Raw genomic sequence first — 24,363 nt, forward strand, 5'->3', positions numbered from 1 at the left:
CCTTGGCTAGACTATTTTTAAGCCTGGAGCCAGCTAAGGAGGTTCGGCTGTGCGCACGCGGAAAAGCGGGGTGCGTTCATCCTAAAGCTTCCCTTCGCTGGCATTATCCAGATCAGGTTCGGAGGGTATTTCTCACCCGCGCTTGCACTGTGTTTTCACAGCGAAAGGCAGGACCCCTAGCGTTTGCCGCCTTGCGGCAGCGAGCCAATTATACGCGGTTCACGTCGCGTGGCCAGATGATTTCTTGCAGGTGTCGTCTTTGTACATCGCTCTACTTCTTCTTGCCCCAGCGCCAGCTGGTCGGTTCGCCCTTCAGCTGGCAGATGAAAATAAGCACGGCAACGATGGCCGCTTCATAGACGATGTAGCCGACCAACATGGTTTGCGGCGGGAACAGGAAGGCGCCGCAGGCGAACAGCGCCAGCGCGGCCAGAAACACCAGCCAGCCCTGCCAGGTGATGGGCAAGCCCCAGCCCCAGCCATAGGTTTTGGCGGGGAACCAGTATTGCGGCCTTGATTTGTCAGTCATGATTTTTCCTGGTCAGTATCGATAGCACCCAGTATAAATCAGCCGATGCGATGGCGTTCCGTGACGTCGAGGCCGATGCCGCGGTAGCCGATGAAGCGGCTGCCATTGTCGAACATCGGTTCGCCGCTCACTTGCAGGTACTGCGTGCTGCCGTCGAGATTGGCGCGGCTGTAGATGAAATCGAGAAACGGTTCGCGCGCGGCAATTTTTGCGTCGAGCAAGGCGCGCTCGGTGGCGTTCCAGCGCTGCGGCTCTTGCTCGCTGCCGATGCCCAGCATTTCGGCCACGGGGCCGGAAAAGCGCGTCAGATTGCCCTGCGCATCCTGCTCCCAGTACCAGTCGGACGACAGTTCCGTGAAGCGCTGGAAGCGCGCTTCGCTTTCGCGCAGTTCCGCCGTGCGCTCTTCCACCATCTGTTCGAGCGACTTGTTGTATTCGGCCAGCTTCTGGTACAGCAGGCGCACTTCCAGCATGTTGTGGATGCGCGTTTTCACTTCCACCAGGTCGAACGGTTTGCTGACGAAATCCTTGGCGCCCGCTTGCAGCGCGCGCAGCTTGTGGCCGGGCTGGGCCGTGATCACCAGCACGGGCAGATAGCTGCCCGCCTCGATGTCGCGCAAGCCTTCCATGACTTCAAAACCATCCATTTCCGGCATCTGCAAGTCGAGCAGGATCAGGTCGTAGCGGTGCTGCTGGTGCAGCGCGCGCACGGCTTGCGGGTCCATGGTGGAAGTAATGCGCGTATAACCGGCATTGCGCAGCACCTGTTCCAGCAGCATGACGTTCGCCTCCTGGTCATCGACGATGAGGATGCTGGCGTTCAGAATCTCGGTGGCTTGAAGCATGGCGGTATTCCTAAAAATAAATGCTGAATTAGCGTACTGCGTGAATGTCGTCGGCCAGGCCGTGCGCGGCCGCATGGTGCAGGGCCACGTCGAGCGCATCCATGAATTCGACGACCTTGATCGGCTTGGTCAGGTAGCGGAAGAAGCCCGCTTCCAGGCCCTTCTCGATGTCGCGCGGCACGGCGTTGGCCGACAGGGCCATCACGGGAATATGTTTCGTGAGCGGGTCGTCATGCAGGATGTGCAGGGCGCCAAAGCCGCTGATGCCGGGCAGGTTGATATCCATCAAGATCACGTCCGGCTGATACGTGCGCGCCAGGTCGATGCCCAGGTGTGCATCGATGGCCGTGAGCAGTTTCAAATCGCTGCGGCGGGCGATCAATTGCTCCACCAACGCCAGGTTGGCGGGATTGTCTTCCACGTACAGCAAGGTGCGCTGGCTTTCCTGCGGCTCCTGCACCTGCGGCAGCGCGTCGCCATCGCCCAGCACCAGTGCGGGAGCACTGCTGGCGGCCAGCTCGAACCAGAACGTGGTGCCCACGCCGACCGTGCTGTCGACGCCGATGGTGCCGCCCATCAATTCGACCAGCTGCTTGGTGACGACGAGGCCGATGCCCGTGCCCTCTTCCGTGCTGTTTTCCTGTCCCAGGCGGTTGAAGGGCTGGAACAGCTGGGCTACCTGGCCCGCATCGAGACCGGCGCCACTGTCGCGCACGCTCACGCGCACACGCTCGCCATGGCGGCTGCATTCGACGGTGACGGCGCCGCCGCCCTGGTTGTACTTGATGGCGTTCGACAGCAGGTTGACCATCACCTGTTTCACGCGCGTGCGGTCCGCATGCACATAGAAGGCCTGGCCGCAGCGGGGGAAATGCATGCGGATGCCGCGCTTTTCCGCCTGCGGCGCGATCATTGCCTGGCAATCCTGCAACACGTCGAGCAGCGACATCGCTTCCTGCGACAAGGTGACCTTGCCCGATTCGATCATGGCCAGGTCGAGGATTTCATTAATCAGGCGTAACAGATACCAGCCGCCCTTGAGGATTTGCTCGATCGAGCGCTGCTGCGGCGGGCTCGGTGGCGGCACGTCGGACGCCATCAGCTGCGCAAAGCCCAGCACGGCGTTCAGCGGCGTGCGCAATTCGTGGCTCATGCTCGACAGGAATTCGGACTTGGCGCGATTGGCCTTTTCCGCCACCTGGCGCGCCTTCTTCAACTCCGCATTGTTGGTCTCGACCAGCGAGCGCGTGTACGCCTGCTGCTCCTGCAGGCGCTGGTCCAGCAAGGCCTGTTCCGCCTCGACCTGCTTGCGCGCCGTGTTGTCCGTGCCGATCAGCAAGTAACCGATGACTTTGCTTTGCGCATCGCGCAAGGCCGTCACGGAGACGATGGCGGGGAAGCGGCTGCCATCCTTGCGGATGTAGGTCAGCTCATAGATGTCTTCGATGCCGCGCGTGGCCTTGAACACGAGCGCTTCCACGCCGGGCGTGATGACGGTGTCGAGTTCGGCACTGAGGGCGGCGGCGCGCGCGACGATTTCCTGCGCGTCAGAAATACCAGCCGGCGTCAGCTTGTCGACCACGTCGCTCGCCGCATAGCCCAGCATGCGTTCGGCGCCCACGTTGAAAATCTGGATCACGCCCTGCGCATCGGTGGCGATGCAGGAGAAATTGGCGCTGTTGAAAATCGCATCCTGCAGGGCGCCCGCCTTGAGCAGCTGGCGCGGCAGGCTGGCCGCCAAGGTGCGCCGGTACAGCGCCACGAGCAGCATCAGCAGCAAGAAGACCAGCGCGTCGATGACGCAGGCCGTTTCGAACGGCGCGCGCCAGGCCAGCAGGCCGATGGCCAGCAGCACGATGGCGCTGAACGAAAACGCCAGCGCCATGGGCCAGCGCGACGGTGCGCGCGGGGGAATGTTTTCAACAGATTGCATGGGGTAGCCCGGGCTGTGACAACGATAAAAGAGAGGATGCGGTGTTCAACGCGCCTGGCGCTGGCGCACGTCCGACAGCAGGCGCGTGAATTCCTTCTTCACCACGCCATAGCATTCGCACACGTGGCCTTCGAGGCCGGCGCGGTCCAGCACGGAGATATGGCCGCGCCGATAACTGATGAAGCCGCGCGTCTGCAAACGCCCGGCCGCTTCCGTCACGCCTTCGCGGCGCACGCCCAGCATGTTGGCGATGAGTTCCTGCGTCATGGTCAGCTCGCGGTTCGGCAGGCGGTCCATGGTCAGCAGCAGCCAGCGGCACAGCTGCTGCTCCACCGTATGGTGGCGGTTGCACACGGCCGTCTGCGACATTTGCGTGATCAGCGCTTGCGTATAGCGCAGCAGCAAGCGCATGACGGGGCCGGCGCGGTCGAATTCCTCCATCAGTAAATGCGCCTTCAGCCGGTAGCCGACGCCGCCCGTCTGCACGACGGCGCGGCTCGGCGTCGAGTTGCCGCCCATGAACAGCGACACGCCCACGACGCCTTCATTGCCGACACCGGCAATTTCCGACGATCCGCCGTTTTCCAGCAGGTAGTGAATGGAAACGATGGCCGTGGTGGGGAAATACACATGCTGCAGCTTGTCGCCCGAATCGTAGATCACGTCACCGAGCAGCATCGATACTTGCTCCAGGTGGGGGGCCAGGCGCGCGAAATCGGCGTCGAGCATGGCGGCGAGCAAATGGTTTTGATTCGGGTTGTGCAACTGGGCATGCGGACTCGACATGGGCAGGTTTCCTGTTTTCCAGTCGTCAGCTAGGGGATCGATGAAAGGCGTCCGAACGAGGGGCGCCATGTGGTGCAGCGTAACACAGCGCTGGCACAGTGACCCGACTATATTTCTTGTCAGCATTGCCGTCCGTTCGGTAGCGAACGGACGGTATTTCGCCGTGCACCCTACAGTCAGTCACTGCCCGGCTTGCCTGATCATGGATCGGCACCGGCGCTGCCACGGGACCACCATGCAATCATTCTTCAAACGCATCTCCATTTCCGTTTCCACCTCGGCCCTGCTCACGCTGGCGTTCGGGCTGTGCCTGACGGCCCTTTGCTACGCCTCGGCGCGCCAGATCGAAGCGGAAAGCGCACGGCTGCTGCTGCAGTACCACGCCAGCGGCCACACCTTGGGCGCCGCCCTGCTGCCGGCCAAAGGCATGGGCCTGGACGCCAGCCATCGCGGCTCGCTGTATGTGCTGCTGGGCGGAATGCTGTCGAGCCTGCTGGCAGCCGCGTATGTGTATCAGCTGGTGTCGCGCAATTCCGTCATTGCCCGCATCACGGGCGAACGCACGGCGGCGCTGCAGTTTGCCAATTTGCGCCTGTCCGAAGACATCGCCGCGCGCATGCACAATGAAAAGTCGCTGCGTTTGCGCGAACGCATCATCGAAGTGTCGGCCAATGCCATCATCCTGTGCAGCGCCGACGCGCCAGGCTACCTGATCGAGTACGTCAACCCCGCCTTCGAGCGCATCACCGGTTATGCGGCCGGCGAAGTCATCGGCCAGCGCCTGGAAGACTTGCAGGGTCCCGAGCAAGGGCGGCAAGACATGCACGCCATTACGGCGGCCCTGCGCGAGCAGCGCGAAGGCAAGGCCATCGTGCGCAATTTCCGCAAGGATGGCAGTTGCTACTGGAGCGAGCTGTTCGTCGCGCCCGTGCGCGACGATGGCGATGGCCCCGTCAGCCACTTTGTCGTGGCGCAATACGACATCAGCACCGTCATGCGCTTCGAACAGGAACTGGAATTCCAGGCCAGGCACGACATCCTGACGGGCCTGGCCAACCGGGCCCTGCTGCGCGAACGGCTGGAGCAGGCGATGGCCGTGACGCGGCGCAGCGGCCTGCCCCTGTGGGTGGTCTTCATCGACCTCGACCGCTTTAAATTCGTCAACGATACCCTGGGCCACGACGCGGGCGACCTGGTGCTGAAAAACGTGGCCGAGCGCCTGCGCGACGCCACACGCGAAGTCGACACGGTGGCGCGCCTGGGCGGCGACGAATTCGTGCTGCTGCTGCCACAGCATGGCGATGGCGAACCGGGCGCCGCCATCCTGCAGCGCATCCAGGATGCCGTGGCGCAGCCGCTGCAACTGGGCGAATATGAATTTTTTCTCAGCTGCTGCATGGGCGTGGCCGTATATCCCGACGACGGCCAGAATGCCGACACCCTGATCAAGCACGCCGACATCGCCATGTACCGCGCCAAGGAACAGGGCCGGGGCCACTGGCAATTCTATGCCTCGGGCATGAATGCGGGCACCCTGGAGCGGCTGGGACTGGAGAGCGAATTGCGCCACGCGCTGGAGCGGGGGCAGTTTCACCTGGAATACCAGCCCCAGCTGGATCTGGCCAGCGGCACCGTCGTGGGCATGGAAGCGCTGCTGCGCTGGCAACATCCGCAACTGGGGCGTATTCCACCTGCCAGCTTTATCGGCCTGGCCGAGGAAATGGGCTTGATCACCCCCATCGGCGACTGGGTGCTGCGCACGGCATGCGCCCAGACGCGCGCCTGGCAACTGGCAGGCCATGGCCCGCTGCGCCTGGCCGTCAACCTGTCGGCACGGCAATTCAAGCAGAGGAACCTGCTGCACGCCGTGGCGCAGGTGCTGGCGGACACGGGACTTGAGGCGGCCCACCTGGAACTGGAATTGACGGAAAGCATGGTCATGCATAACGTGGAACAAGCCACGGCCATCATGACCAACCTGAAGGCGCTGGGCGTGCAACTGTCCATCGACGACTTCGGCACCGGCTATTCCAGCCTGGCCTACCTGCGCCACTTCCCCATCGACGTGCTGAAAATCGACAAAACCTTCGTCAGCGACATCACGCACAGCATCGACGACGCGGCCATCGTGCGCGCCATCATTTCGCTGGCGCACAGCCTGCGCCTGAAAGTCATCGCCGAAGGCGTGGAAACGGAACAGCAGCTGGCCTTCCTGCGCCAGCACGGCTGCGACCAGATGCAGGGCTACCTGTTCAGCCGCCCCCTGGCCGCCGCCGCCTTCGAAGCGCTGCTGCACGAAGGCAGCATGCTGCCCGCCTAGACCAAAGTTTAAAAAGCGTGGCGCAAGCCGACGTTGAAGGCGCGATTGCCCGTGCCCACTTCCGTGGCATTGCCCACCATGTAGGCGGCGTCGTTGCGGTTGCGGATATGCGCATAAGCAACATACACCTTGCTGCGCTTGGACAAGGCATACGTGGCGCCGATGGCCAGCTGCCGCGCGTCGCGGTTGGCAGCGTCGCGGTCATCCTTGTGCACGTACGAGGCCAGCAAGGTCGTCGCGCCCAGCGGCACGGACACGCCGACGATGGCGTCGCGGCTGTCTGTGGACTGGGCCGGCGCCTGCGCCGCGCCATACGGGTTTTCCGCAAAGAACATGGTGCTGCCGTCGCCCGTGTTGCGGCCATAGCCGGCAAATGCCGTCGCCACGCCAAAGTTGTAGTTACCGGCCAGAATCGTGTTGTTGACGTCAGCCTTGCCCGGCTCGCCGGCGCGGCTCTGGCGCGCCAGGCGCAAGGTCAAGGGGCCGTTGACATAGCCGAGGGCCAGGCCCAGCGAGCGCTGGTCGGCCGCCACACCCGTGTGTTCGCCGGCACCGACCATGACCGTGCCCGTCACGCCGCGCCATTCCGGCGAGGTGTAGCGCACGGTATTGTCGATGCGCGTGGCCGAATAACCGGCCAGGTTGGTCGCCGCGCCGGCCAGGCCGCCTTCGAACGGATCGGCCACGTCGGTCAGGGCCTGGCTTTGCAGGTTGTACTGGCGCCCGATGGTCAGCATGCCCAGCGGGCTGTCGATGCCGACAAAAGCCTGGCGACCGAACAATTGGCCCGCCTGGTCGGAGCGGCCCGTGTCGCTCAGGACGCCCGCTTCCAGCGTGAACACGGCTTGCCAGCCATTGCCCAGGGATTCCGTGCCGCGCAAGCCCAGGCGCGAGCCGGCCGATACGCCGCTGGTGAGCTTGCTGACGCCGCCTTCCTGCACCAGGCCGGCATCCATCAAGCCATACATGGTGACTGAAGACGGGGTGACTGACGACGGGGTGACTGAAGACGGGTCGACGGACGACTGTGCGTGGGCGGCAGGCAAGGCGCCCAGGGTGGCGAGTGCCATCGTGATCGAGATTTTTTTCATGCGGGTTTCCTTGTAAAAGCAAAACCGGGAAAGCGCGCGGCCATGGCGCGGCCACAGGCGCAAAGGCGCGCTGCAGGAGCGCCGTATCGAAAGACGACGGGCCAGATAACAACATTCCTGGCTAAGCTGTGGCGGCGCGGCCGGCAAACGGTGGCGCGCGGTATTCCGCCGTGAATGGTGCACCGCTGGCGGTGCGCGTGGCTCAGGCGCCCAGCCCGCAGGGGACGCTCTGAAAGTGGCTGGCATCGCAGATGCGCTGGCCGTGTGACGCGGACGAGAGTTGGATAAAACTGCGTCTGCTGGCGCCGTCCGCAAAGATAGGGCAGGAGGCGCCGAGGCCGGCATTATAACATCGGCAGCCCTTTCATCCCCGTTCTGTTGCGGGAAAACGGCCCGCAAAGCCGCCAAAACACTGAAAAAGGCGGCTTGCCACGCTGCAGGCGATGCCGTGTCATCTATAATGGTTCCTTTTGCCAATCACACGCCAAATCATGGAATTAGCCAAGTCTTTCGAGCCCGCCGACATTGAACAATTCTGGCGCACCGAGTGGGAACAGCGCGGTTACTTTACCGCCACCCTCGATGCCGGAAAACCTTCCTTCAGCATCCAGTTGCCGCCGCCGAACGTCACCGGCACCCTGCACATGGGCCATGCGTTCAACCAGACCATCATGGATGGCCTGACCCGCTACCACCGCATGCTGGGCCACAACACGGCCTGGATACCCGGCACCGACCACGCGGGCATCGCCACGCAAATCGTCGTGCAGCGCCAGCTGGACGCGCAAAAGATTTCGCGCCATGACCTGGGCCGCGAGAAATTCGTGGAAAAAGTGTGGGAATGGAAAGAAAAATCCGGTTCCATCATCACCGGCCAGATGCGCCGCCTGGGCGCCTCGGCCGACTGGCAGCGCGAATACTTCACGATGGACGAACCGCGCTCGAAAGTCGTCACCGACGTCTTCGTGCGCCTGTTCGAGCAGGGCCTGATCTACCGCGGCAAGCGCCTGGTGAACTGGGACCCCGTGCTGGGCACGGCGGTGTCCGACCTGGAAGTGGTATCCGAGGAAGAAGACGGCTCCATGTGGTACATCAAGTACCCGCTGGCCGACGGCAGCGGTTTCCTGACGGTGGCCACCACCCGTCCTGAAACCATGCTGGGCGACGTGGCCGTGGCCGTCGATCCGACGGACGAGCGCTACACCGCGCTGGTGGGCAAGATGCTGAAACTGCCGCTGACGGACCGCGAAATCCCCATCATCGCCGACGAATACGTCGACAAGGAATTCGGCACCGGCTGCGTCAAAATCACCCCCGCGCACGACATGAACGATTACGCCGTGGGCCAGCGCCACAAACTGGCGCAGATCGTCATCCTGACCCTGGACGCGAAGATCACCGACGACGCACCCGAGGCCTACCGCGGCATGGACCGCTTTGCCGCGCGCAAGCAGATCGTCGCCGACCTCGACGCGCAAGGCTTGCTGGAACAGGTCAAGCCGCACAAGCTGATGGTGCCGCGCGGCGACCGCACGGGCGTCGTCATCGAACCGATGCTGACGGACCAGTGGTTTGTCGCCATGAGCAAGCCGGCCCCGGAAGGCACTTTCTTCCCGGGCAAGTCGATCGCGGAAACGGCGCTGGACAAGGTCGCCAATGGCGAAATCAAGTTCGTGCCGGAAAACTGGAGCACCACCTACAACCAGTGGCTCAACAACATCCAGGACTGGTGCATCTCGCGCCAGCTGTGGTGGGGCCATCAAATCCCGGCGTGGTACGACGACAAGGGCAATATCTTCGTTGCGAAGACGGAAGCCGAGGCACAAGCCAAGGCGCAGGCAGCCGGCAGCACGGGCCCGTTGAAACGCGACGACGACGTGCTCGACACGTGGTTCTCGTCGGCCCTGGTGCCGTTCTCGACCATGGGTTGGCCTGAAGAAACGCCGGACATGAAGGCGTTCCTGCCATCGTCCGTGCTGGTCACGGGTTTCGACATCATCTTCTTCTGGGTCGCGCGCATGGTCATGATGACGGCGCACTTCACGGGCAAGGTGCCGTTTGAAACCGTCTACGTGCATGGCCTCGTGCGCGATTCGACGGGACAGAAAATGTCCAAGTCGAAGGGCAACACCCTGGACCCGATCGACCTGATCGATGGCATCGACCTGGAAGGCTTGATCGTCAAGCGCACGACGGGCCTGATGAACCCGCGCGACGCGGAAAAGATCACCAAGGCCACGCGCAAGGAATTCCCGGAAGGCATTTCCGCCTACGGCACGGACGCCGTGCGCTTCACCATGGCCAGCTACGCTTCGCTGGGCCGTAACATCAATTTCGACCTGGGCCGCTGCGAAGGCTACCGCAACTTCTGCAACAAGATGTGGAACGCCACGCGTTTCGTCATGATGAATACGGAAGGCAAGGATTGCTCGCCGAACGACGCCGACCTGTCGCAAGCGGATAAATGGATCATCTCGCTGCTGCAAAAAGCGGAACTGGACGTGGCCAAGGGCTTTGAAGACTTCCGTTTCGACAATATCGCCGCATCGATCTACAAATTCGTGTGGGACGAGTATTGCGACTGGTACCTGGAAGTGGCCAAGGTGCAAGTGCAGCAAGGCACGGAAGGCCAGCAGCGCGCCACCCGCCACACCCTGCTGCGCGTGCTGGAAGTGGTGCTGCGCCTGGCCCATCCGATCATCCCGTTCGTCACGGAAGCCCTGTGGCAGACGGTGGCGCCATTGGCTGGCAAGACCTTGAAGGCCGAGGGTGATTCGATCATGATGCAGCCGTATCCGATCGCCAACACCGACAAGATCGATGAATCGGCCGAAGCGTGGATGCAGCAGCTGAAAGCCTTGACGGACGCGACGCGCAACCTGCGCGGCGAAATGCAGATCTCGCCTTCCGTGCGCGTGCCGCTGATCGTCGAAGCGGGCAATGCCAGCGAGAAAGAAGCACTGGCGTCGTATGCGCCGTACATCCAGTCGCTGGGCAAGCTGGCCGAAGTGCAGATCGTCGATGCGCTGCCGGACTCGCCAGCGGCCGTCGCCATCGTCGGCACCACCAAGCTGATGCTGAAAGTGGAAATCGACGTGGCTGCCGAACGCGAACGCCTGTCGAAAGAAATGACGCGTCTTGAAGGCGAGATCAACAAAGCCAACGGCAAACTGTCGAACGAAAGCTTTGTTGCCCGCGCGCCGGCTGAAGTCGTGGCGCAGGAAAAAGCCCGCGTCGCGAACTTCTCTGCGACGCTGGAGAAGATGCGCGAGCAATTTGCCAAGTTGTCAGCCTCCTAAGCAGGCCCAAGCAATGTCCCAGTTGAAAAGCCGCCCTCCCGGGCGGCTTTTTTTTGGCCATGCGCCTATGCTGTCATTGTCCCGCGCTTAATTCAAAGGGAAATAGTACGATCGGTCATTTATTTGCTACACTCGTCAAACAAAAACCATTGAGGAGACTTACCATGAAATTTGCCGCATTCGCCATCAGCGCCATGCTGTGTGTCGCCCCTGCCCTCGCCTTGGCCGCAGATGTATCGCCGGTCGGCCTGTGGAAAAACATCGACGATGAGACTGGCAAGCCAAAAGCGCTGATACGCATCACGGAAAACAATGGCGTACTGCAAGGCCAGATTGAAAAGCTGTTCCGCGAGCCCAACGAAGACCAGGCGCCCAAATGCGAAAAGTGCGAAGGTGCGCGCAAGGATCAGCCCATTATCGGCATGGTGATCCTGACTGGCCTGAAAAAAGATGGCAATGATTTTACCGGCGGTGAAATCGTCGACCCCAAAAATGGCACCGTCTATAAAAGCAAAATCAGTCTGAGCGATGGCGGCAAGAAAATCAGCATGCGCGCCTACAAGGGCATACCGATGTTGGGCCGCACACAAACCTGGCTGCGCGAAGAATAATAAGCGCAACACTTCCGCCCTGACGAAGCCGGCCCTGCGCCGGCTTTTTTACGTCTGTTTTCCGTACACGGCCGTTGTTTTCCAGGCCGAATCGCGTTTTTTTGAAGCTATCTCCGAACGCCGAACGCCTATGCGCGCCACCGAACATACTTGAAGTTTCCTAAATGAAATAGTGCATGCCTGTGACGCCATCGCCCTGTAGCGAAAGGCGGCATGGCTCTGCCGGATGACCTCATCCGCGGATGACCGGCAATGACTGCCATGCACAAAGGAACTATATGAATCTCTTCAAGCGATATCTGAACCCGCTGCTCGTTTCGGCAGGTCTACTGGCCATGGCCGCCCTGGCCGGTTGCGGCGGCGGTGGCGACCAGGGACGCGATCCCATCCTCGGCTTGCCGGCGGCCACCTTGTCCAGCCTGGCCGTCACGCCAGCCACGGCCACGGTCGCCATCGGCGCGGGCCAGCAATTCACGGCCATCGCCACGTATAGCGACGGCTCCTCGCAAGATGTCAGCGCCAAGTCGGCCTGGACGTCCGCCACGCCTGCGGCGGCCAGCGTCAACGCCAGCAGCGGCGTCGCCGCCGGCGTGAGCGCCGGCAGCAGCGGCATCAGCGCCACATTTGGCGGCAAGAGCGCCGCAGCGCAACTGACCGTCTCGGCCGCCACCTTGACAGCCATCGCCATCACGCCGCTCACGCCCTCCATCGCCATCGGCGGCACGCAGCAATTTGCGGTGAGCGGCAGCTTCAGCGACGGCGCCACGCGCGATGTCACGGCCGTGTCGGCCTTTGCCTCGGCCAGTCCCGCCACGGCCAGCATCGCCGCTGGCGGCCTGGCGCTGGGCAAGGTTGCCGGCACCACGCAGATCACCGCCACCACGGGCACGCTGACGGCCAGCACCTTGCTGACCGTTACGCCCGCCGTGCTGCTGTCGATCGCCGTCACGCCGCAAAATCCAACTGTGCTGATCGCGGCAACGCGCCAGCTGACCGTCATCGCCACCTATTCGGACGGCACCACGCCTGACGTCAGCGCCAGCAGCAGCTACAGTGCTGCCACGCCGGCAGCAGCAAAGATCGGCAGCACGGGCCTGGTCACGGGCGTTGCCAGCGGTAACAGCGTCATGACGGCCAGTTTCGGCGGCAAGAGCGCCAGCACCACCGTCACCGTACCGGCCACCACCATGACCGGCATCGCCGTCACGCCAGCCACGGCCAGCATCACCGTCGGTGCCACGCAGCAATTCATCGCCACGGCAAGCTATTCGGATAACTCGACGGCCAACATCACCGCCAGCGCCCTGTGGACCACTGCGGCGCCTGCCACGGCTACCGTATTGAGCACAGGTATCGCCACCGGTATTACCGCCGGCACCGCCAGCATCACTGCCAGCGCCGGCGTCCTGTCGGGCAGCGCCCTCCTGAGCGTCACCGCCGTTGTCGTACCGCCACCGGCAGTGCTGTTGTCGATCGCCGTCACGCCGCAAAACCCGACCGTGCTGATCGCCGCGACGCGCCAGCTGGCCGTGATTGCCACGTATTCGGATAGCAGCACCGTCGACGTCACCGCCAGCAGCACCTTCGTTGCCGTCACGCCAGCTTTCGCCAGTGTCGCCAGCAATGGTCTCGTCACCGGCGTTGCCTTTGGTACCAGCGTCATGAATGCCAGCTTCAACGGCAAGACGGCCAATACCACCGTCACCGTTCCTGCCGCCACCCTGGTCAGCATTGCCGTCACGCCAGCCACAGCCAGCATCGCCGTCGGCGGCGTACAACAGTTCGTTGCCACGGCAACGTATTCGGATAGTTCGAACGCCATCATCACCAACAGCGCCACCTGGACGTCGGGCACCATCGCCACGGCCACGGTACTGAACACGGGCATCGCCACCGGCATCACCGCCGGCACCAGCAGCATCACCGCCACATCCGGCGGCCAGTCGGGCAGCGCGCTGCTGACCGTCACCGCTGTCGCCATCCCGCCCGTCCTGAATCCGATCATTCTGGGCCGCGCGGCATCGTTCGGCGTACTGGCGGGCACCTCGATCACGAATAATTCGGGCGGCACCACGCTGATCACGGGCGACGTCGGTTCGCCTTCGCAAACGGTCGACCCGACCCAGGCGGCAGGTTTTACCAACTACAAGTCGGGTGCCATCCTGGCCGGCGCCATGACGGACCTGCAAGCGGCGATCACGGACGGCAACAGCCGCATCTGCGACGTCACTTTTGCCGGCGGCATCGACCTCGGCGGCCAGACCTTCGGCCCCGGCGTGTATTGCTATGCGGGCGCCATCAGCATCACGGGCACCCTGACCCTGAACGGTCCTGGCGTGTATATCTTCCGCACGGCGCTGACCTTGAACTCGACCGTCAATTCAGTGGTTGCCCTGAACAACGGCGCCACGGCCGACAACGTCACCTGGTTGCCCGTCGGCCCGACCACCTTGGCCGCGAACAGCGTCTTCAAGGGCAATATCCTGGGCGAATCGGCTGCCATCACGGTGGGCGACAACACGACCTTGCTCAATGGCCGCGTGCTGACGGCTGCCGCCGTTACTCTGCGCAACAACCAGATCACCAAATAACCGGGACATGACCATGACTATCGCACACACACTGGGCGCCCTGAGCGTCATGACCGGCGCCTTGCTGGCGGCGCAACCGGCGCAGGCGCAGGACAACACCTTCATCAACCCGGACTGGGCCAACAGCGCCTGGTACATCGGCGCGGGCGTGGGCCAGTCGCGCGCCAACATCGACGAGCCGCGCCTGCGCGCCAGCCTGGCCGCCAACGGCGAAAGCGTCACCGGTTTCAGCAAGGACCAGCGCGACACCGGCTATAAACTGTTTGTCGGCCGCCAACTGAACCAGTATTTCGCCGTGGAAGCGGGCTACTTTGACCTGGGCAAGTTCGACTTCAAGTCGACCACCAGCGGCAACGGCGTGCTGAACGGACAAGCGGCCTTTCGCGGCGTGAACCTGGACTTGCTGGGTCAGCTGCCGCTGTCGCAGCGCCTGTCTTTGCTGGGCCGTGTCGGCATGCACTACACCAAGACCAACACGGAATTCAGCGGCAACCGCCTGCTGGGCTCGACCAATACCCATGCCAGCGAGCGCAAGCTCAACGCCAAGGTGGGCCTGGGCCTGGAATACAAGTTCAGCGAAGCGCTGGCCCTGCGCGGCGAAGTCGAGCGCTATCGCCTGAACGACGCCGTTGGCAACCGCGGCGATGCGGACCTGTATTCCGTCAGCCTCGTGTACAAACTGGGCCGCCCGGCCAGCGCCACGCCAGCCTACCAGCCTGCGCCAGAAGCAGCGCCCGTCGTCACGATGGCGCCACCGTTGATCGAAGCCAAGCCCGCACCGGCCCCCGTGTCGGAAAAAGTGTCGTTTGCCTCTGAAGCGCTGTTTGATTTCGATCAATCGACGCTCAAGCCACAAGGCAAGGCGGCGCTGGACCAGCTGCTCGGTCAATTGACGGGCATGGATCTGGAAGTGATCGTCACGGTCGGCCATACGGATGCCGTCGGCCCTGACGCCTACAACCAGAAACTGTCGCAACGCCGCGCCGAAGCCGTCAAGGCCTATCTGGTGGCGCAAGGCGTGGAAACGAACCGTGTCTACACGGAAGGCAAGGGAGAAACGCAGCCGGTGGCCGACAACACAAGTGCCGCCGGCCGCGCCAAGAACCGCCGCGTGACGGTGGAAGTGGTGGGCACGAAAAAAGTCATGCGTTAAGTTTCATGCGCAAAAAAAACCGGCTTGCGCCGGTTTTTTTACGTCCGCGGATTACTGCGCCGGAGTCGGCTTGCGGTGATGCTTGCTCAAGTGCCGGTCCAGGCTATTGGCAAACTGTTGCCGGTCGGACTGGCTGAAGGCGGCCGGGCCGCCCGTGTCCACGCCGCCGCTGCGCAATTCTTCCATGAAGGCGCGCATCGTCAGTTGCTGGGCGATATTGTCCTTCGTGTAGAACTCGCCGCGCGGATTGAGCGCAAAACCGCCCTTGGTCAGCACGTCGGCGGCCAGCGGGATGTCGCCCGTGATGACCAGGTCGCCGGGATTCAACAGCCGCACGATTTCCTGGTCGGCCACGTCGGCGCCGGACGGCACTTGCACGGTGCGGATGAAACGCGAGGGCGGCACGCGCAAGCCCTGGTTGGCCACCAGAGTGAGCGGCAACTCCAGGCGGTCGGCGACCCGGTACAAAATTTCCTTGATGACGACGGGACAGGCGTCCGCGTCGATCCATATCTGCATGCCCGGCATACCCTCTTGCGCCATCATAGTTCCCACGTTTCGCCGCCCGGGCCCATGCGCGGCGCGCTGACGCCGAAGTGCAAATAGGCGGCCGGCGTGGCGACACGGCCGCGCGGCGTGCGCTGCAGGAAACCTTGCTGTATCAGATACGGTTCCAGCACGTCTTCGATGGTATCGGCCGCTTCGCCGATGGCCGCCGCCAGGTTGCCAATGCCGACGGGGCCGCCGCCGAACTTGAACAGCACGGCTTCAAGCAACTTGCGGTCCATCACGTCGAAGCCGGCGGAATCGACGTCGAGCATGGCCAGCGCGCGGTCGGCCACCACCTTGGTGATCTCGCCATTGCTTTTGACTTCCGCGAAATCGCGCACGCGGCGCAGCAAACGGTTGGCGATGCGGGGCGTGCCGCGGGCGCGCTGGGCGATTTCAATCGCGCCTTCCGGGTCGATGGGCGCTTTCAGCAAGGCCGCGCTGCGCGTGACGATCTTCGTCAGTTCGCCCGTGTTGTAAAACTCCAGGCGCGCGACAATGCCGAAGCGGTCGCGCAGCGGGTTGGTCAGCATGCCGGCGCGCGTCGTGGCGCCAACTAATGTAAACGGTTGCAGATCAAGCTTCACGGAACGGGCGGCCGGGCCTTCGCCGATCATGATATCGATTTGATAATCCTCAAGCGCCGGATATAAAATTTCCTCGACGACCGGCGACAGCCGATGGATTTCATCGATGAACAGGACGTCGTTCGCTTCCAGGTTCGTCAGAATCGCAGCCAGGTCGCCCGGGCGCTCGAGCACGGGGCCGGAAGTCTGGCGCAGATTGACGCCCATTTCGCGCGCGATGATGTGCGCCAGGGTCGTCTTGCCCAGGCCAGGCGGGCCGAACAGCAAGGTATGGTCGAGCGCTTCCTTGCGCTGGCGCGCGGCCGTGATGAAAATCTCGAGCTGGTCGCGGATCTTTTCCTGCCCTACATACTCATCGAGCTGCTTGGGACGCAAGGCCCGTTCGATCGCCTCTTCGTTGTGCGAGATGGGCGCCGCGTCGATGATGCGCTGTTCCGTGAAGCTGTCGGTCTGGATGCTCATGCCCTATCAGCCTTTCGACAGCGCTTTCAGCGCCAGTTTGATGCCGTCCGACACGCCCGTACCGGCCGGCACGTTCTTCACGGCGGCCAGCGCTTCCTTGTCCGAATAGCCGAGCGCGACCAGCGCGTTGAGGATATCCGATTGCGCGTCCGGCGCCGCATGCGCGCCGCCGGCGCCGATATCGGCCCCCAGCTTGCCCTTCAATTCCAGTAACAGGCGCTCGGCCGTCTTCTTGCCGATGCCCGGCACTTTGACCAAACGGCCGGAATCCTGCAGGGTGATGGCTTGGGCCAGGTCGGCAATCGTCATGCCGGAAAGAATCGACAGCGCCATGCGCGCGCCCACGCCCGTGATCTTGATCAACTGGCGGAATACTGCCCGCTCGGCCGCATTGCCGAAGCCAAACAGCAGGTGCGCGTCTTCGCGGATGGCCTGGTGCGTGAACAGCACGACTTTTTCGCCCACGTGGGGCAAGTTGTAAAAGGTGCTCATCGGCACGTCGACTTCATAGCCGACGCCCTGGCAATCGACCAGCAATTGTGGCGGATTCTTTTCAAGCAAAATACCGGAGAGACGGCCTATCATCGCGTGTTCCTAATGTTAAATTTCAGAGTGATTATCCAACTAAACGGCCGCGCTTCATGCGCAAGCCCTGCAGTTGTGGCGCCAGCGCGCCGAGCATGGCCAGCGCGTCAATGCTGTTGGCGTGGCAAATGGCCACGCCCAGCGCGTCGGCCGCATCCGTGCCGGGCAAGCCGGGCAAGGACAGCAGCCGCGACACCATTTCCTGCACCTGCTCCTTGGCCGCCTTGCCGTGACCCGTGACGGCCTGTTTCACTTGTAACGCCGTGTATTCGGCCACCGACAGGTCGGCATGGACGAGGGCGCAAATGGCCGCGCCACGCGCCTGGCCCAGCAGCAAGGTCGATTGGGGATTGACGTTGACAAACACTTTTTCGATGGCCGCGCAATCGGGCTGGTAGGTGCCGACGATTTCGCTCACGCCCCGCAGGATGACCTTCAGGCGCGGCGGCAATTCCCCTTCGGAACCCGTCTTGACGGTTCCCGACGCGATATAGCGCAGCTTGTTGCCGTGTTTTTCAATGACCCCAAAGCCGGTGGTGCGCAAGCCAGGATCGATGCCAAGAATAATCATCGCCAGATTCTATAATGAATACGGCAGGCACCGGTGAATAACCGATGCCTGCCGCTGAGTACTTTTTAGAGTAGTTGTAGGTCGGATTAGCGGTACGCGTAATCCGACCTACTTTCTCCATCGATATTAATGACGGAAGTGACGCGTACCCGTGTACAGCATGACCACGCCGCGCTCGTCCGCCGCATCGATCACTTCCTGGTCGCGCATGGAGCCGCCCGGGTGGATGACGCAGGTCGCGCCCGCGTCGACGACGACGTCGAGGCCGTCGCGGAACGGGAAGAAGGCGTCCGACGCCACGACGGAACCGGTCAGCGACAGGCCTGCGTTTTGCGCCTTGATGGAAGCGATGCGGGCCGAGTCGATACGGCTCATCTGGCCAGCGCCCACGCCCAGGGTCATGTTATTGCCGCAGAAGACGATGGCGTTCGATTTGACGAATTTCGCCACTTTCCAGGCGAACATCAGGTCGGCCAGTTGCTGCGGCGTTGGCTGCAGTTTGCTGACCACGCGCAAGTCGCCGATACCGACGTTTTTCGCGTCCGGCGATTGCACCAGCAAGCCGCCACCAACGCGCTTGAAGTCCATGGCGTGCACGCCGCTGCCCAGCGGGATTTCCAGCATGCGCACGTTTTGCTTGCTCGACAGAATCTGTTTCGCTTCGGCGGAGAACGACGGGGCGATCAGCACTTCGACGAACAGCTTGGCGATTTCGCCGGCCGTGGCGCCGTCGAGTTCCGTGTTGAAGGCGATGATGCCGCCAAATGCCGAGGTCGGGTCCGTCTGCAGGGCGCGCGCATACGCTTCCGCCGCATTCTTGCCCAGGGCCACGCCGCATGGGTTCGCATGCTTGACGATGACGCAGGCGGCGCTTTGCTCGAAGCCGCCCATGCTCTTCACGCATTCCCAGGCCGCATCAGCATCGGCGATGTTGTTGTACGACAATTCCTTGCCTTGCAGCTGGCGGTAGTTGGCCAGCGCGCCATCGGTGGCGACGAGGTCGCGGTAGAAGGCGGCGCTCTGGTGCGGGTTCTCGCCGTAGCGCATGTCTTGCACTTTTTCAAAGGCCACGTTCAGGATTTGCGGGTAAGCGCCGCGCTCGGCGTGCACTTTCGTCGGCCCCAGGCTGGTCAGGTAGTTGGTGATGGCGCCATCGTATTGCGCCGTGTGCGCAAAGACTTTTTTCGCCAGCATGAACTTGGTGTCGTAGCTGACATCGCCTGCCTTGCCGTCGGCCGCACGCATTTCCGCCAGTACCACGTCGTAGTCGGTCGGATCGCAGATGACAACCACGTCCTTGTGGTTCTTGGCCGCCGAACGCAGCATGGTCGGGCCGCCGATATCGATGTTTTCGATCGCGTCTTCCAGGGTGCAATCGGCCTTGGCGACCGTGCCCTGGAACGGGTACAGGTTGACCACCACCATGTCGATGGTCGGCATGTCGTGCTCGACCAGTTTCGACATGTGCTCAGGGAAATCGCGGCGCGCCAGGATACCGCCGTGTACTTTCGGGTGCAGGGTTTTCACACGGCCATCGAGCATCTCCGGGAAACCCGTGTAATCGGCAACTTCCGTGACAGGAACACCGTTGTCTGCCAGCAATTTGGCGGTGCCGCCCGTGGACAGGAGGTTGACGCCGAGGGCGGACAGGGCGCGGGCGAATTCGAGAACGCCGGTCTTGTCGGAAACGGAGAGGAGAGCTTGTTTGATCATGGCTGTGGCTAGGTGGTTAAGTGTTCTTGGCGAATGGCGCAGTTCAGTCTTCAGGCGAAGACTGCTGCGGCGGATTCAAATCTTGGCGTCACTTGCATGCCGGCATTACAGCAAACCGTGCTCCTGCAATTTCTTGCGCAGGGTATTGCGGTTGATGCCCAGCATCTGCGCGGCGTGCGACTGGTTGCCATCGGCGCGTGTCATCACGACTTCCAGGATGGGCTTTTCCACGGTCAGCACGACCATGTCGTAGATATTCGATGCTTGCTGTTCGCCCAGGTCATTGAAGTAATCTTCTAGACTTTTCTGTACGACTTCCTGAATGCTTTCTTTGCTCATTTGTATGCTTCAACCGGCTGAACACCTGGCCATCCGGCGCCGCGTCGCTCCTGCGGTCCGCGTGCTGCCCTCTTGCCTCGGTGTTGTAATTAATATTGCATGACGCTCTGTATAGGCGCTCGCCCTTGTACTTCTTATCACTCTTGCTGATCACTATTGCTTGTAACTTATACAACTGCCTTGCTATCTGCTCATGCTGCCGTGGCCACTTCTATCAAGCCACTTTCACTGGATTCGGAGAGGCGGTATTGTAACCGTTCGCCAAATTTCCATTGCGACTCAAAAAATTGATCGACGGCCAGCAATTGCGCGTCCGTCGATTCCAGCAAGTTCATTTGCTGGCGGAACGCTTCGCCGCCTTCCAGATCCTTGACGTACCAGCCGATGTGCTTGCGCGCCGTGCGCACGCCGAGAAATTCGCCATAAAACGCGTAATGGGCGCGCAAATGCTCGTCCATCAGGCTGCGCACTTCATCCACGTATGGCGCCGGCAGCAAGGTGCCGGTGCGCAGGAAATGGTCGATTTCGCGGCAAATCCACGGCCGGCCCTGCGCCGCGCGGCCGATCATGACGGCATCAGCGCCCGTTTGATCGAGCACAAAGCGGGCCTTTTCCGGGCTGGTAATGTCGCCATTGGCCACCACGGGGATGCCTACCGACGCTTTCACGGCGGCAATGGTTTCATATTCGGCATCGCCCTTGTAGCCATCGGCGCGCGTGCGGCCGTGCAAGGTCAGCATCTGGATACCGGCTTGCTCGGCGATGCGGGCGATGGTCAGGGCATTCTTGTTGGAACGGTTCCAGCCCGTGCGAAATTTCAGGGTGACGGGCACGTCAACGGCGTTGACGACGGCGTGCAAAATCTTTTCAACCAGGCTTTCATCTTGCAACAGGGCCGAACCGCACCAGCTGTTGCACACCTTTTTCACGGGGCAACCCATGTTGATGTCGATGATCTGCGCACCCCGGTCCACATTGAACTTGGCGCAGTCGGCCAGGTCTTGCGGATCGGCGCCGGCGATCTGCACGGCTTTCGGCTCCATTTCGCCTTCGTGGTCCGTGCGGCGCGAGCTTTTTTCCGTTGCCCACAGGCGCGGATTCGACGCCGCCATCTCCGACACGGCGTAACCGGCACCCAACTGCTTGCACAACTGGCGGAAAGGCCGATCCGTCACGCCCGCCATGGGAGCGACGAAAACGTTGTTGCGCAGAATGTGAGGGCCGATTTGCACTGAGGAACCTGGAATGGACGGAGGAACCTGCTATTTTAACCGATTCCCTGCCTATTTAATAAGCACTATTTTTTTGGCTCAGTGCGTCAGAGTGACGATGGGGCCGCTTAGCCCAGCTCGTCCATCGCGGGCGCGCTCAGGTGTTCGATATTTCCCCAGTGCACTAAATGCAGCTTGCCGTCCACGTATGAGAAACGGTTGACGCTGGCATTTTTCACCTGGAAGTCGCGCGGACTGTCGAGCGTCATGCCGACCGCCTCGCGGTAAGCGCACTCGAGCACGCCGCCGTGCGCCACGATGCCGATGGTCTGGCCGTCATATTGTTCGGCCCAGCGGGCGATGGCGCCATTCGCGCGCGCATAAAACTGGCGGAAACTTTCGGCCTGGCGCTCGCCCGACGGCATCACGGCGTCGATCTGGCGCGATTGCCATTGCGCATACTCATGCGGATAGCGCGTGGCAATGTCCGCATACAGCAAGCCTTCGAAAGCGCCGTAGCAGCGCTCGCGCAGCAAGGGATCCGTTTGCACGGGTAAATCTTTCACGTCGGCCACGGCTTGCGCCGTCTGCCGCGCGCGCTGCAGATCGCTGGCGATGATCGCGGCCAGCGGTTCGTCCGCCAGCGCCTGTCCCAGCGCGGAAGCTTGCGCCAGACCCGCCTCGTTCAAGGCGATGTCGATATGGCCTTGCAGGCGGCGGCCCGCATTCCAGGCCGTCTCGCCATGGCGTATCAGTAAAATCGTGGTGCTCATGCTTTATTTCTTCAGGGTAAGTGCCAACTCGGGATTGAGCGAATAGGCGACGACGAGCTGGGCTTCGTCGAGGATGTGGCCGTACAGGGCGGCATACGCTTGCTGCCCCGTGAAACGCTCGGGCAAGGCCAGCTGCGGCACGTCGAGCGCGTACAGGCGGAAAATATAGTGGTGGATGCGCTCGTCATTCCACGGCGGGCACGGGCCATCATAGCCGTAGTAATCGCCGGCCATGGCGGCATCGTCGGCAAACCAGCCCGTGTAGTCGTTGACGCCCTGGCGCAGACCAGGACCGGCAGCCTTGCCGCGCGGCGTGATGCCGCTGGAAAATTCTCCGGCGGCAATCACGCGCATGCTGATGGGAATATCGAGCAAGCTCCAGTGATAAAAGTCGCCGCGCAGCGCCGTCAGCGACAGGGCCTTGTCATCGCGGTTGGCCAGGCTGGCATCCTGCGGCGCATCGGGGTCGATGCAGAACAGGGCCAGCGACTCGGTGCCGTTGGGCACCTCGTCCCAGGCCAGATGGGGATTGCGATTAGCGGCGAGGCGCACGCGGCTGGCCGGATCGATCTCGGCAAAGGCATTACCGGCCGGCATCAGGCCACCATCACGAAACGTCTCGCTCCACAATTTCATCGCTTGCTCCTTTTTATAGTTATTGCTTTGCGCTTATTTGGCATTCACTTGCAGCCAGAACGTGACGGGGCCGTCGTTCGTCAGCGACACTTGCATGTCGGCGCCGAACTGCCCCGTTTGCACGGTCGCATGGCGGCTGCGTGCCTGGTCCACGAAATGCGTGAACAGGCGCAAGCCGTCCTGCGGCGCGGCCGCCGGCGTAAACGACGGGCGCGTGCCGGACTTGGTGTCGGCCGCCAGGGTAAACTGCGGCACCAGCAGCAAGCCGCCGGCCACGTCCGTCACGCTGCGGTTCATCTTGCCCGCCTCGTCGGCAAACACGCGGTAGCCGAGCAGCTTGGCCAGCAGGGCGTCCGCTTCCTTCTCCGTATCGCCCCGCTCGGCGCACACGAGCACCATCAGCCCGGCGTCGATGGCGCCGATGGTGGCGCCAGCAACGTCGACTTTCGCCTGCGTCACTCTTTGCAGCAGCGCGATCATGCCGTCAAGGTGACGCGCGCAAAGCTGCGCTTGCCAACTTGCAACACGAACTGGCCGGCTTCCACTTGCAAGCCCTTGTCGCTGATGACGGTGCCGTCGATACGCACGCCGCCCTGGTCAATCTTGCGCATGGCTTCCGATGTGGACGGGCACAGGCCAGCTTGCTTGAGCAATTGCGGAATCCCCAGCGGTGCGCCAGCGAGGCTCACTTCCGGGATATCGTCGGGAATGCCGCCCTTCGAGCGGTTGACGAAGTCGGCCAGCGCATCTTCGGCCGCCTGCTGCGAGTGGAAGCGGGCAACGATCTCTTGCGCCAGCGCAACCTTGGCATCGCGCGGATTGCGGCCTTCCTCGACTTCGCGCTTCAGCTGGGCCAGTTCGGCGATCGAACGCCACGACAGCAGCTCGTAGTAGCGCCACATCATGACGTCGGAAATGCTCATCAGCTTGGCGAACATGGTGTTGCCCGGTTCCGTGATGCCGATGTAGTTATTCTTCGACTTGGACATTTTTTCCACACCGTCCAAACCTTCCAGCAGCGGCATGGTCAAAATACACTGCTGCTCCTGTCCGTACTGCTTTTGCAGTTCGCGGCCCACCAGCAGGTTGAACTTCTGGTCCGTGCCGCCCAGTTCCAGGTCCGATTTCAGGGCCACCGAGTCGTAACCTTGCATCAGCGGGTACAGAAATTCATGGACGGAAATAGGAATGCCGCCCTGGAAGCGCTTGGTAAAATCGTCGCGCTCGATCATGCGCGCCACCGTGTAGTGGGAAGCGAGCTGGATGATGCCGCGTGCGCCCAGCGGATCACACCACTCGGAGTTATAGCGAATTTCCGTCTTGCTGGCGTCCAACACTAAAGATGCTTGCGCGAAATACGTCATCGCGTTAATCTCGATCTGTTCCTTGGTCAATGGCGGGCGCGTGACGTTGCGGCCCGAAGGGTCGCCGATCATGGACGTGAAGTCGCCAATGAGGAAAATGACTTGATGGCCGAGGTTTTGCAGCTGGCGCATCTTGTTCAGCACGACAGTGTGGCCCAGATGCAAGTCGGGTGCGGTCGGGTCCAGGCCCAGTTTGATGCGCAGCGGAACACCGGTTTTCTCGGAGCGCGCTAATTTTTGCGCAAATTCGCTTTCGATCAATAGTTCGTCGACGCCACGCTTGGTAATCGCGAGGGCTTCTTGTACTCTGTCAGACAGCGGAAGCGCGGTCTGAGCGGCGTTAGCCTTTGTAGGCGATGCGGTGGTGTTGATTTCCATAAAATTTGACTGTAGATCTCAAAATGGTAGTAGGTTT

Annotated in this window: 21 protein-coding genes and 1 riboswitch; of the genes, 5 read left to right on the forward strand and 16 right to left on the reverse strand. The window is 62.2% G+C overall.

The genetic code is table 11. From position 1 onward, the window contains the following. Nucleotides 1-72 precede the first annotated feature (72 nt). Nucleotides 73-188, reverse strand: a riboswitch (TPP riboswitch). Nucleotides 189-271: 83 nt separating this feature from the next. The 4 genes from ASN89_RS23085 to ASN89_RS23100 are packed head-to-tail and all read right to left on the reverse strand — an operon-like array spanning nucleotide 272 to nucleotide 4,093. Continuing rightward, nucleotides 272-529 carry a hypothetical protein gene (locus ASN89_RS23085; RefSeq protein WP_046683439.1) on the reverse strand — a complete coding sequence of 86 codons (258 nt, stop codon included), beginning with the start codon at nucleotides 527-529 and terminating at the stop codon, nucleotides 272-274. Between the two features lie 38 nt (nucleotides 530-567). Continuing rightward, nucleotides 568-1,374 carry a response regulator gene (locus ASN89_RS23090; RefSeq protein ID WP_046683440.1) on the reverse strand — a complete coding sequence of 269 codons (807 nt, stop codon included), beginning with the start codon at nucleotides 1,372-1,374 and terminating at the stop codon, nucleotides 568-570. Nucleotides 1,375-1,402: 28 nt separating this feature from the next. Next, nucleotides 1,403-3,307 carry an ATP-binding protein gene (locus ASN89_RS23095; RefSeq protein WP_235432892.1) on the reverse strand — a complete coding sequence of 635 codons (1,905 nt, stop codon included), beginning with the start codon at nucleotides 3,305-3,307 and terminating at the stop codon, nucleotides 1,403-1,405. A 45-nt stretch (nucleotides 3,308-3,352) separates the two neighbouring features. Further along, nucleotides 3,353-4,093, reverse strand: coding sequence for a Crp/Fnr family transcriptional regulator (locus ASN89_RS23100; protein ID WP_046683441.1), 741 nt, complete (start codon nucleotides 4,091-4,093; stop codon nucleotides 3,353-3,355). A gap of 235 nt (nucleotides 4,094-4,328) precedes the next feature. On the opposite strand from ASN89_RS23100, the gene ASN89_RS23105 reads away from it, so the two are divergent. After that, nucleotides 4,329-6,413 carry a putative bifunctional diguanylate cyclase/phosphodiesterase gene (locus ASN89_RS23105; RefSeq protein WP_058050913.1) on the forward strand — a complete coding sequence of 695 codons (2,085 nt, stop codon included), beginning with the start codon at nucleotides 4,329-4,331 and terminating at the stop codon, nucleotides 6,411-6,413. Between the two features lie 8 nt (nucleotides 6,414-6,421). Here the strand turns inward: ASN89_RS23105 and ASN89_RS23110 are convergent, their stop codons facing one another. Beyond that, a complete protein-coding gene (locus tag ASN89_RS23110) occupies nucleotides 6,422-7,504 on the reverse strand; it encodes a porin (RefSeq protein ID WP_058050914.1) in 1,083 nt (360 codons plus the stop codon). A 491-nt stretch (nucleotides 7,505-7,995) separates the two neighbouring features. Between ASN89_RS23110 and ASN89_RS23115 the strand changes: the two genes are divergently transcribed. From ASN89_RS23115 to ASN89_RS23130, 4 genes are all read left to right on the forward strand, one after another. After that, the gene (locus tag ASN89_RS23115) at nucleotides 7,996-10,803 is read left to right on the forward strand and encodes a valine--tRNA ligase (RefSeq protein WP_058050925.1); all 2,808 of its coding nucleotides are present in this window, start codon (nucleotides 7,996-7,998) and stop codon (nucleotides 10,801-10,803) included. 164 nt (nucleotides 10,804-10,967) lie between these two features. Continuing rightward, nucleotides 10,968-11,414, forward strand: a complete 447-nt coding sequence (locus ASN89_RS23120; protein WP_046683443.1) for a DUF2147 domain-containing protein — start codon at nucleotides 10,968-10,970, stop codon at nucleotides 11,412-11,414. A 278-nt stretch (nucleotides 11,415-11,692) separates the two neighbouring features. Then, on the forward strand, nucleotides 11,693-14,005 hold the full coding sequence (locus tag ASN89_RS23125; RefSeq protein WP_058050915.1) for a beta strand repeat-containing protein: 2,313 nt from the start codon (nucleotides 11,693-11,695) through the stop codon (nucleotides 14,003-14,005). A gap of 13 nt (nucleotides 14,006-14,018) precedes the next feature. After that, nucleotides 14,019-15,158: an OmpA family protein gene (locus tag ASN89_RS23130; RefSeq protein ID WP_058050926.1), complete on the forward strand. Its 1,140-nt coding sequence runs from the start codon at nucleotides 14,019-14,021 to the stop codon at nucleotides 15,156-15,158. Nucleotides 15,159-15,209: 51 nt separating this feature from the next. On the opposite strand, the gene ASN89_RS23135 is transcribed toward ASN89_RS23130, so the two are convergent. The 11 genes from ASN89_RS23135 to tyrS all read right to left on the reverse strand — a co-directional run bounded on the left by ASN89_RS23135 (nucleotide 15,210) and on the right by tyrS (nucleotide 24,326). Next, complete coding sequence (locus tag ASN89_RS23135; protein ID WP_046683529.1) at nucleotides 15,210-15,677, reverse strand: YaiI/YqxD family protein; 468 nt, start codon at nucleotides 15,675-15,677, stop codon at nucleotides 15,210-15,212. A gap of 23 nt (nucleotides 15,678-15,700) precedes the next feature. Beyond that, a complete protein-coding gene (gene ruvB / locus ASN89_RS23140) occupies nucleotides 15,701-16,756 on the reverse strand; it encodes a Holliday junction branch migration DNA helicase RuvB (RefSeq protein WP_058050916.1) in 1,056 nt (351 codons plus the stop codon). A 6-nt stretch (nucleotides 16,757-16,762) separates the two neighbouring features. Beyond that, nucleotides 16,763-17,341, reverse strand: a complete 579-nt coding sequence (ruvA, locus tag ASN89_RS23145) for a Holliday junction branch migration protein RuvA (RefSeq protein ID WP_034749203.1) — start codon at nucleotides 17,339-17,341, stop codon at nucleotides 16,763-16,765. 31 nt (nucleotides 17,342-17,372) lie between these two features. Next, complete coding sequence (ruvC, locus tag ASN89_RS23150) at nucleotides 17,373-17,912, reverse strand: crossover junction endodeoxyribonuclease RuvC (RefSeq protein WP_058050917.1); 540 nt, start codon at nucleotides 17,910-17,912, stop codon at nucleotides 17,373-17,375. A gap of 126 nt (nucleotides 17,913-18,038) precedes the next feature. Then, the gene (gene purH, locus ASN89_RS23155) at nucleotides 18,039-19,625 is read right to left on the reverse strand and encodes a bifunctional phosphoribosylaminoimidazolecarboxamide formyltransferase/IMP cyclohydrolase (protein ID WP_058050918.1); all 1,587 of its coding nucleotides are present in this window, start codon (nucleotides 19,623-19,625) and stop codon (nucleotides 18,039-18,041) included. 105 nt (nucleotides 19,626-19,730) lie between these two features. Continuing rightward, nucleotides 19,731-19,964 (reverse strand): helix-turn-helix domain-containing protein, encoded by a 234-nt coding sequence (locus ASN89_RS23160; protein WP_008445162.1) that lies wholly within the window; start codon nucleotides 19,962-19,964, stop codon nucleotides 19,731-19,733. A 191-nt stretch (nucleotides 19,965-20,155) separates the two neighbouring features. Further along, on the reverse strand, nucleotides 20,156-21,196 hold the full coding sequence (gene dusB, locus ASN89_RS23165; protein ID WP_082654716.1) for a tRNA dihydrouridine synthase DusB: 1,041 nt from the start codon (nucleotides 21,194-21,196) through the stop codon (nucleotides 20,156-20,158). A 107-nt stretch (nucleotides 21,197-21,303) separates the two neighbouring features. Next, on the reverse strand, nucleotides 21,304-21,948 hold the full coding sequence (locus tag ASN89_RS23170) for a histidine phosphatase family protein (protein WP_058050920.1): 645 nt from the start codon (nucleotides 21,946-21,948) through the stop codon (nucleotides 21,304-21,306). A gap of 3 nt (nucleotides 21,949-21,951) precedes the next feature. Further along, complete coding sequence (locus ASN89_RS23175; protein ID WP_058050921.1) at nucleotides 21,952-22,584, reverse strand: YbhB/YbcL family Raf kinase inhibitor-like protein; 633 nt, start codon at nucleotides 22,582-22,584, stop codon at nucleotides 21,952-21,954. A gap of 33 nt (nucleotides 22,585-22,617) precedes the next feature. Further along, complete coding sequence (gene dtd / locus ASN89_RS23180) at nucleotides 22,618-23,064, reverse strand: D-aminoacyl-tRNA deacylase (protein ID WP_046683449.1); 447 nt, start codon at nucleotides 23,062-23,064, stop codon at nucleotides 22,618-22,620. After that, nucleotides 23,061-24,326 carry a tyrosine--tRNA ligase gene (gene tyrS, locus ASN89_RS23185; protein WP_034749219.1) on the reverse strand — a complete coding sequence of 422 codons (1,266 nt, stop codon included), beginning with the start codon at nucleotides 24,324-24,326 and terminating at the stop codon, nucleotides 23,061-23,063. The genes dtd and tyrS overlap by 4 nt, the downstream gene beginning before the upstream one ends. Nucleotides 24,327-24,363 lie beyond the last annotated feature (37 nt).

Source organism: Janthinobacterium sp. Ant5-2-1, assembly GCF_001445815.1.
GTDB lineage: Bacteria > Pseudomonadota > Gammaproteobacteria > Burkholderiales > Burkholderiaceae_D > Janthinobacterium > Janthinobacterium lividum_E.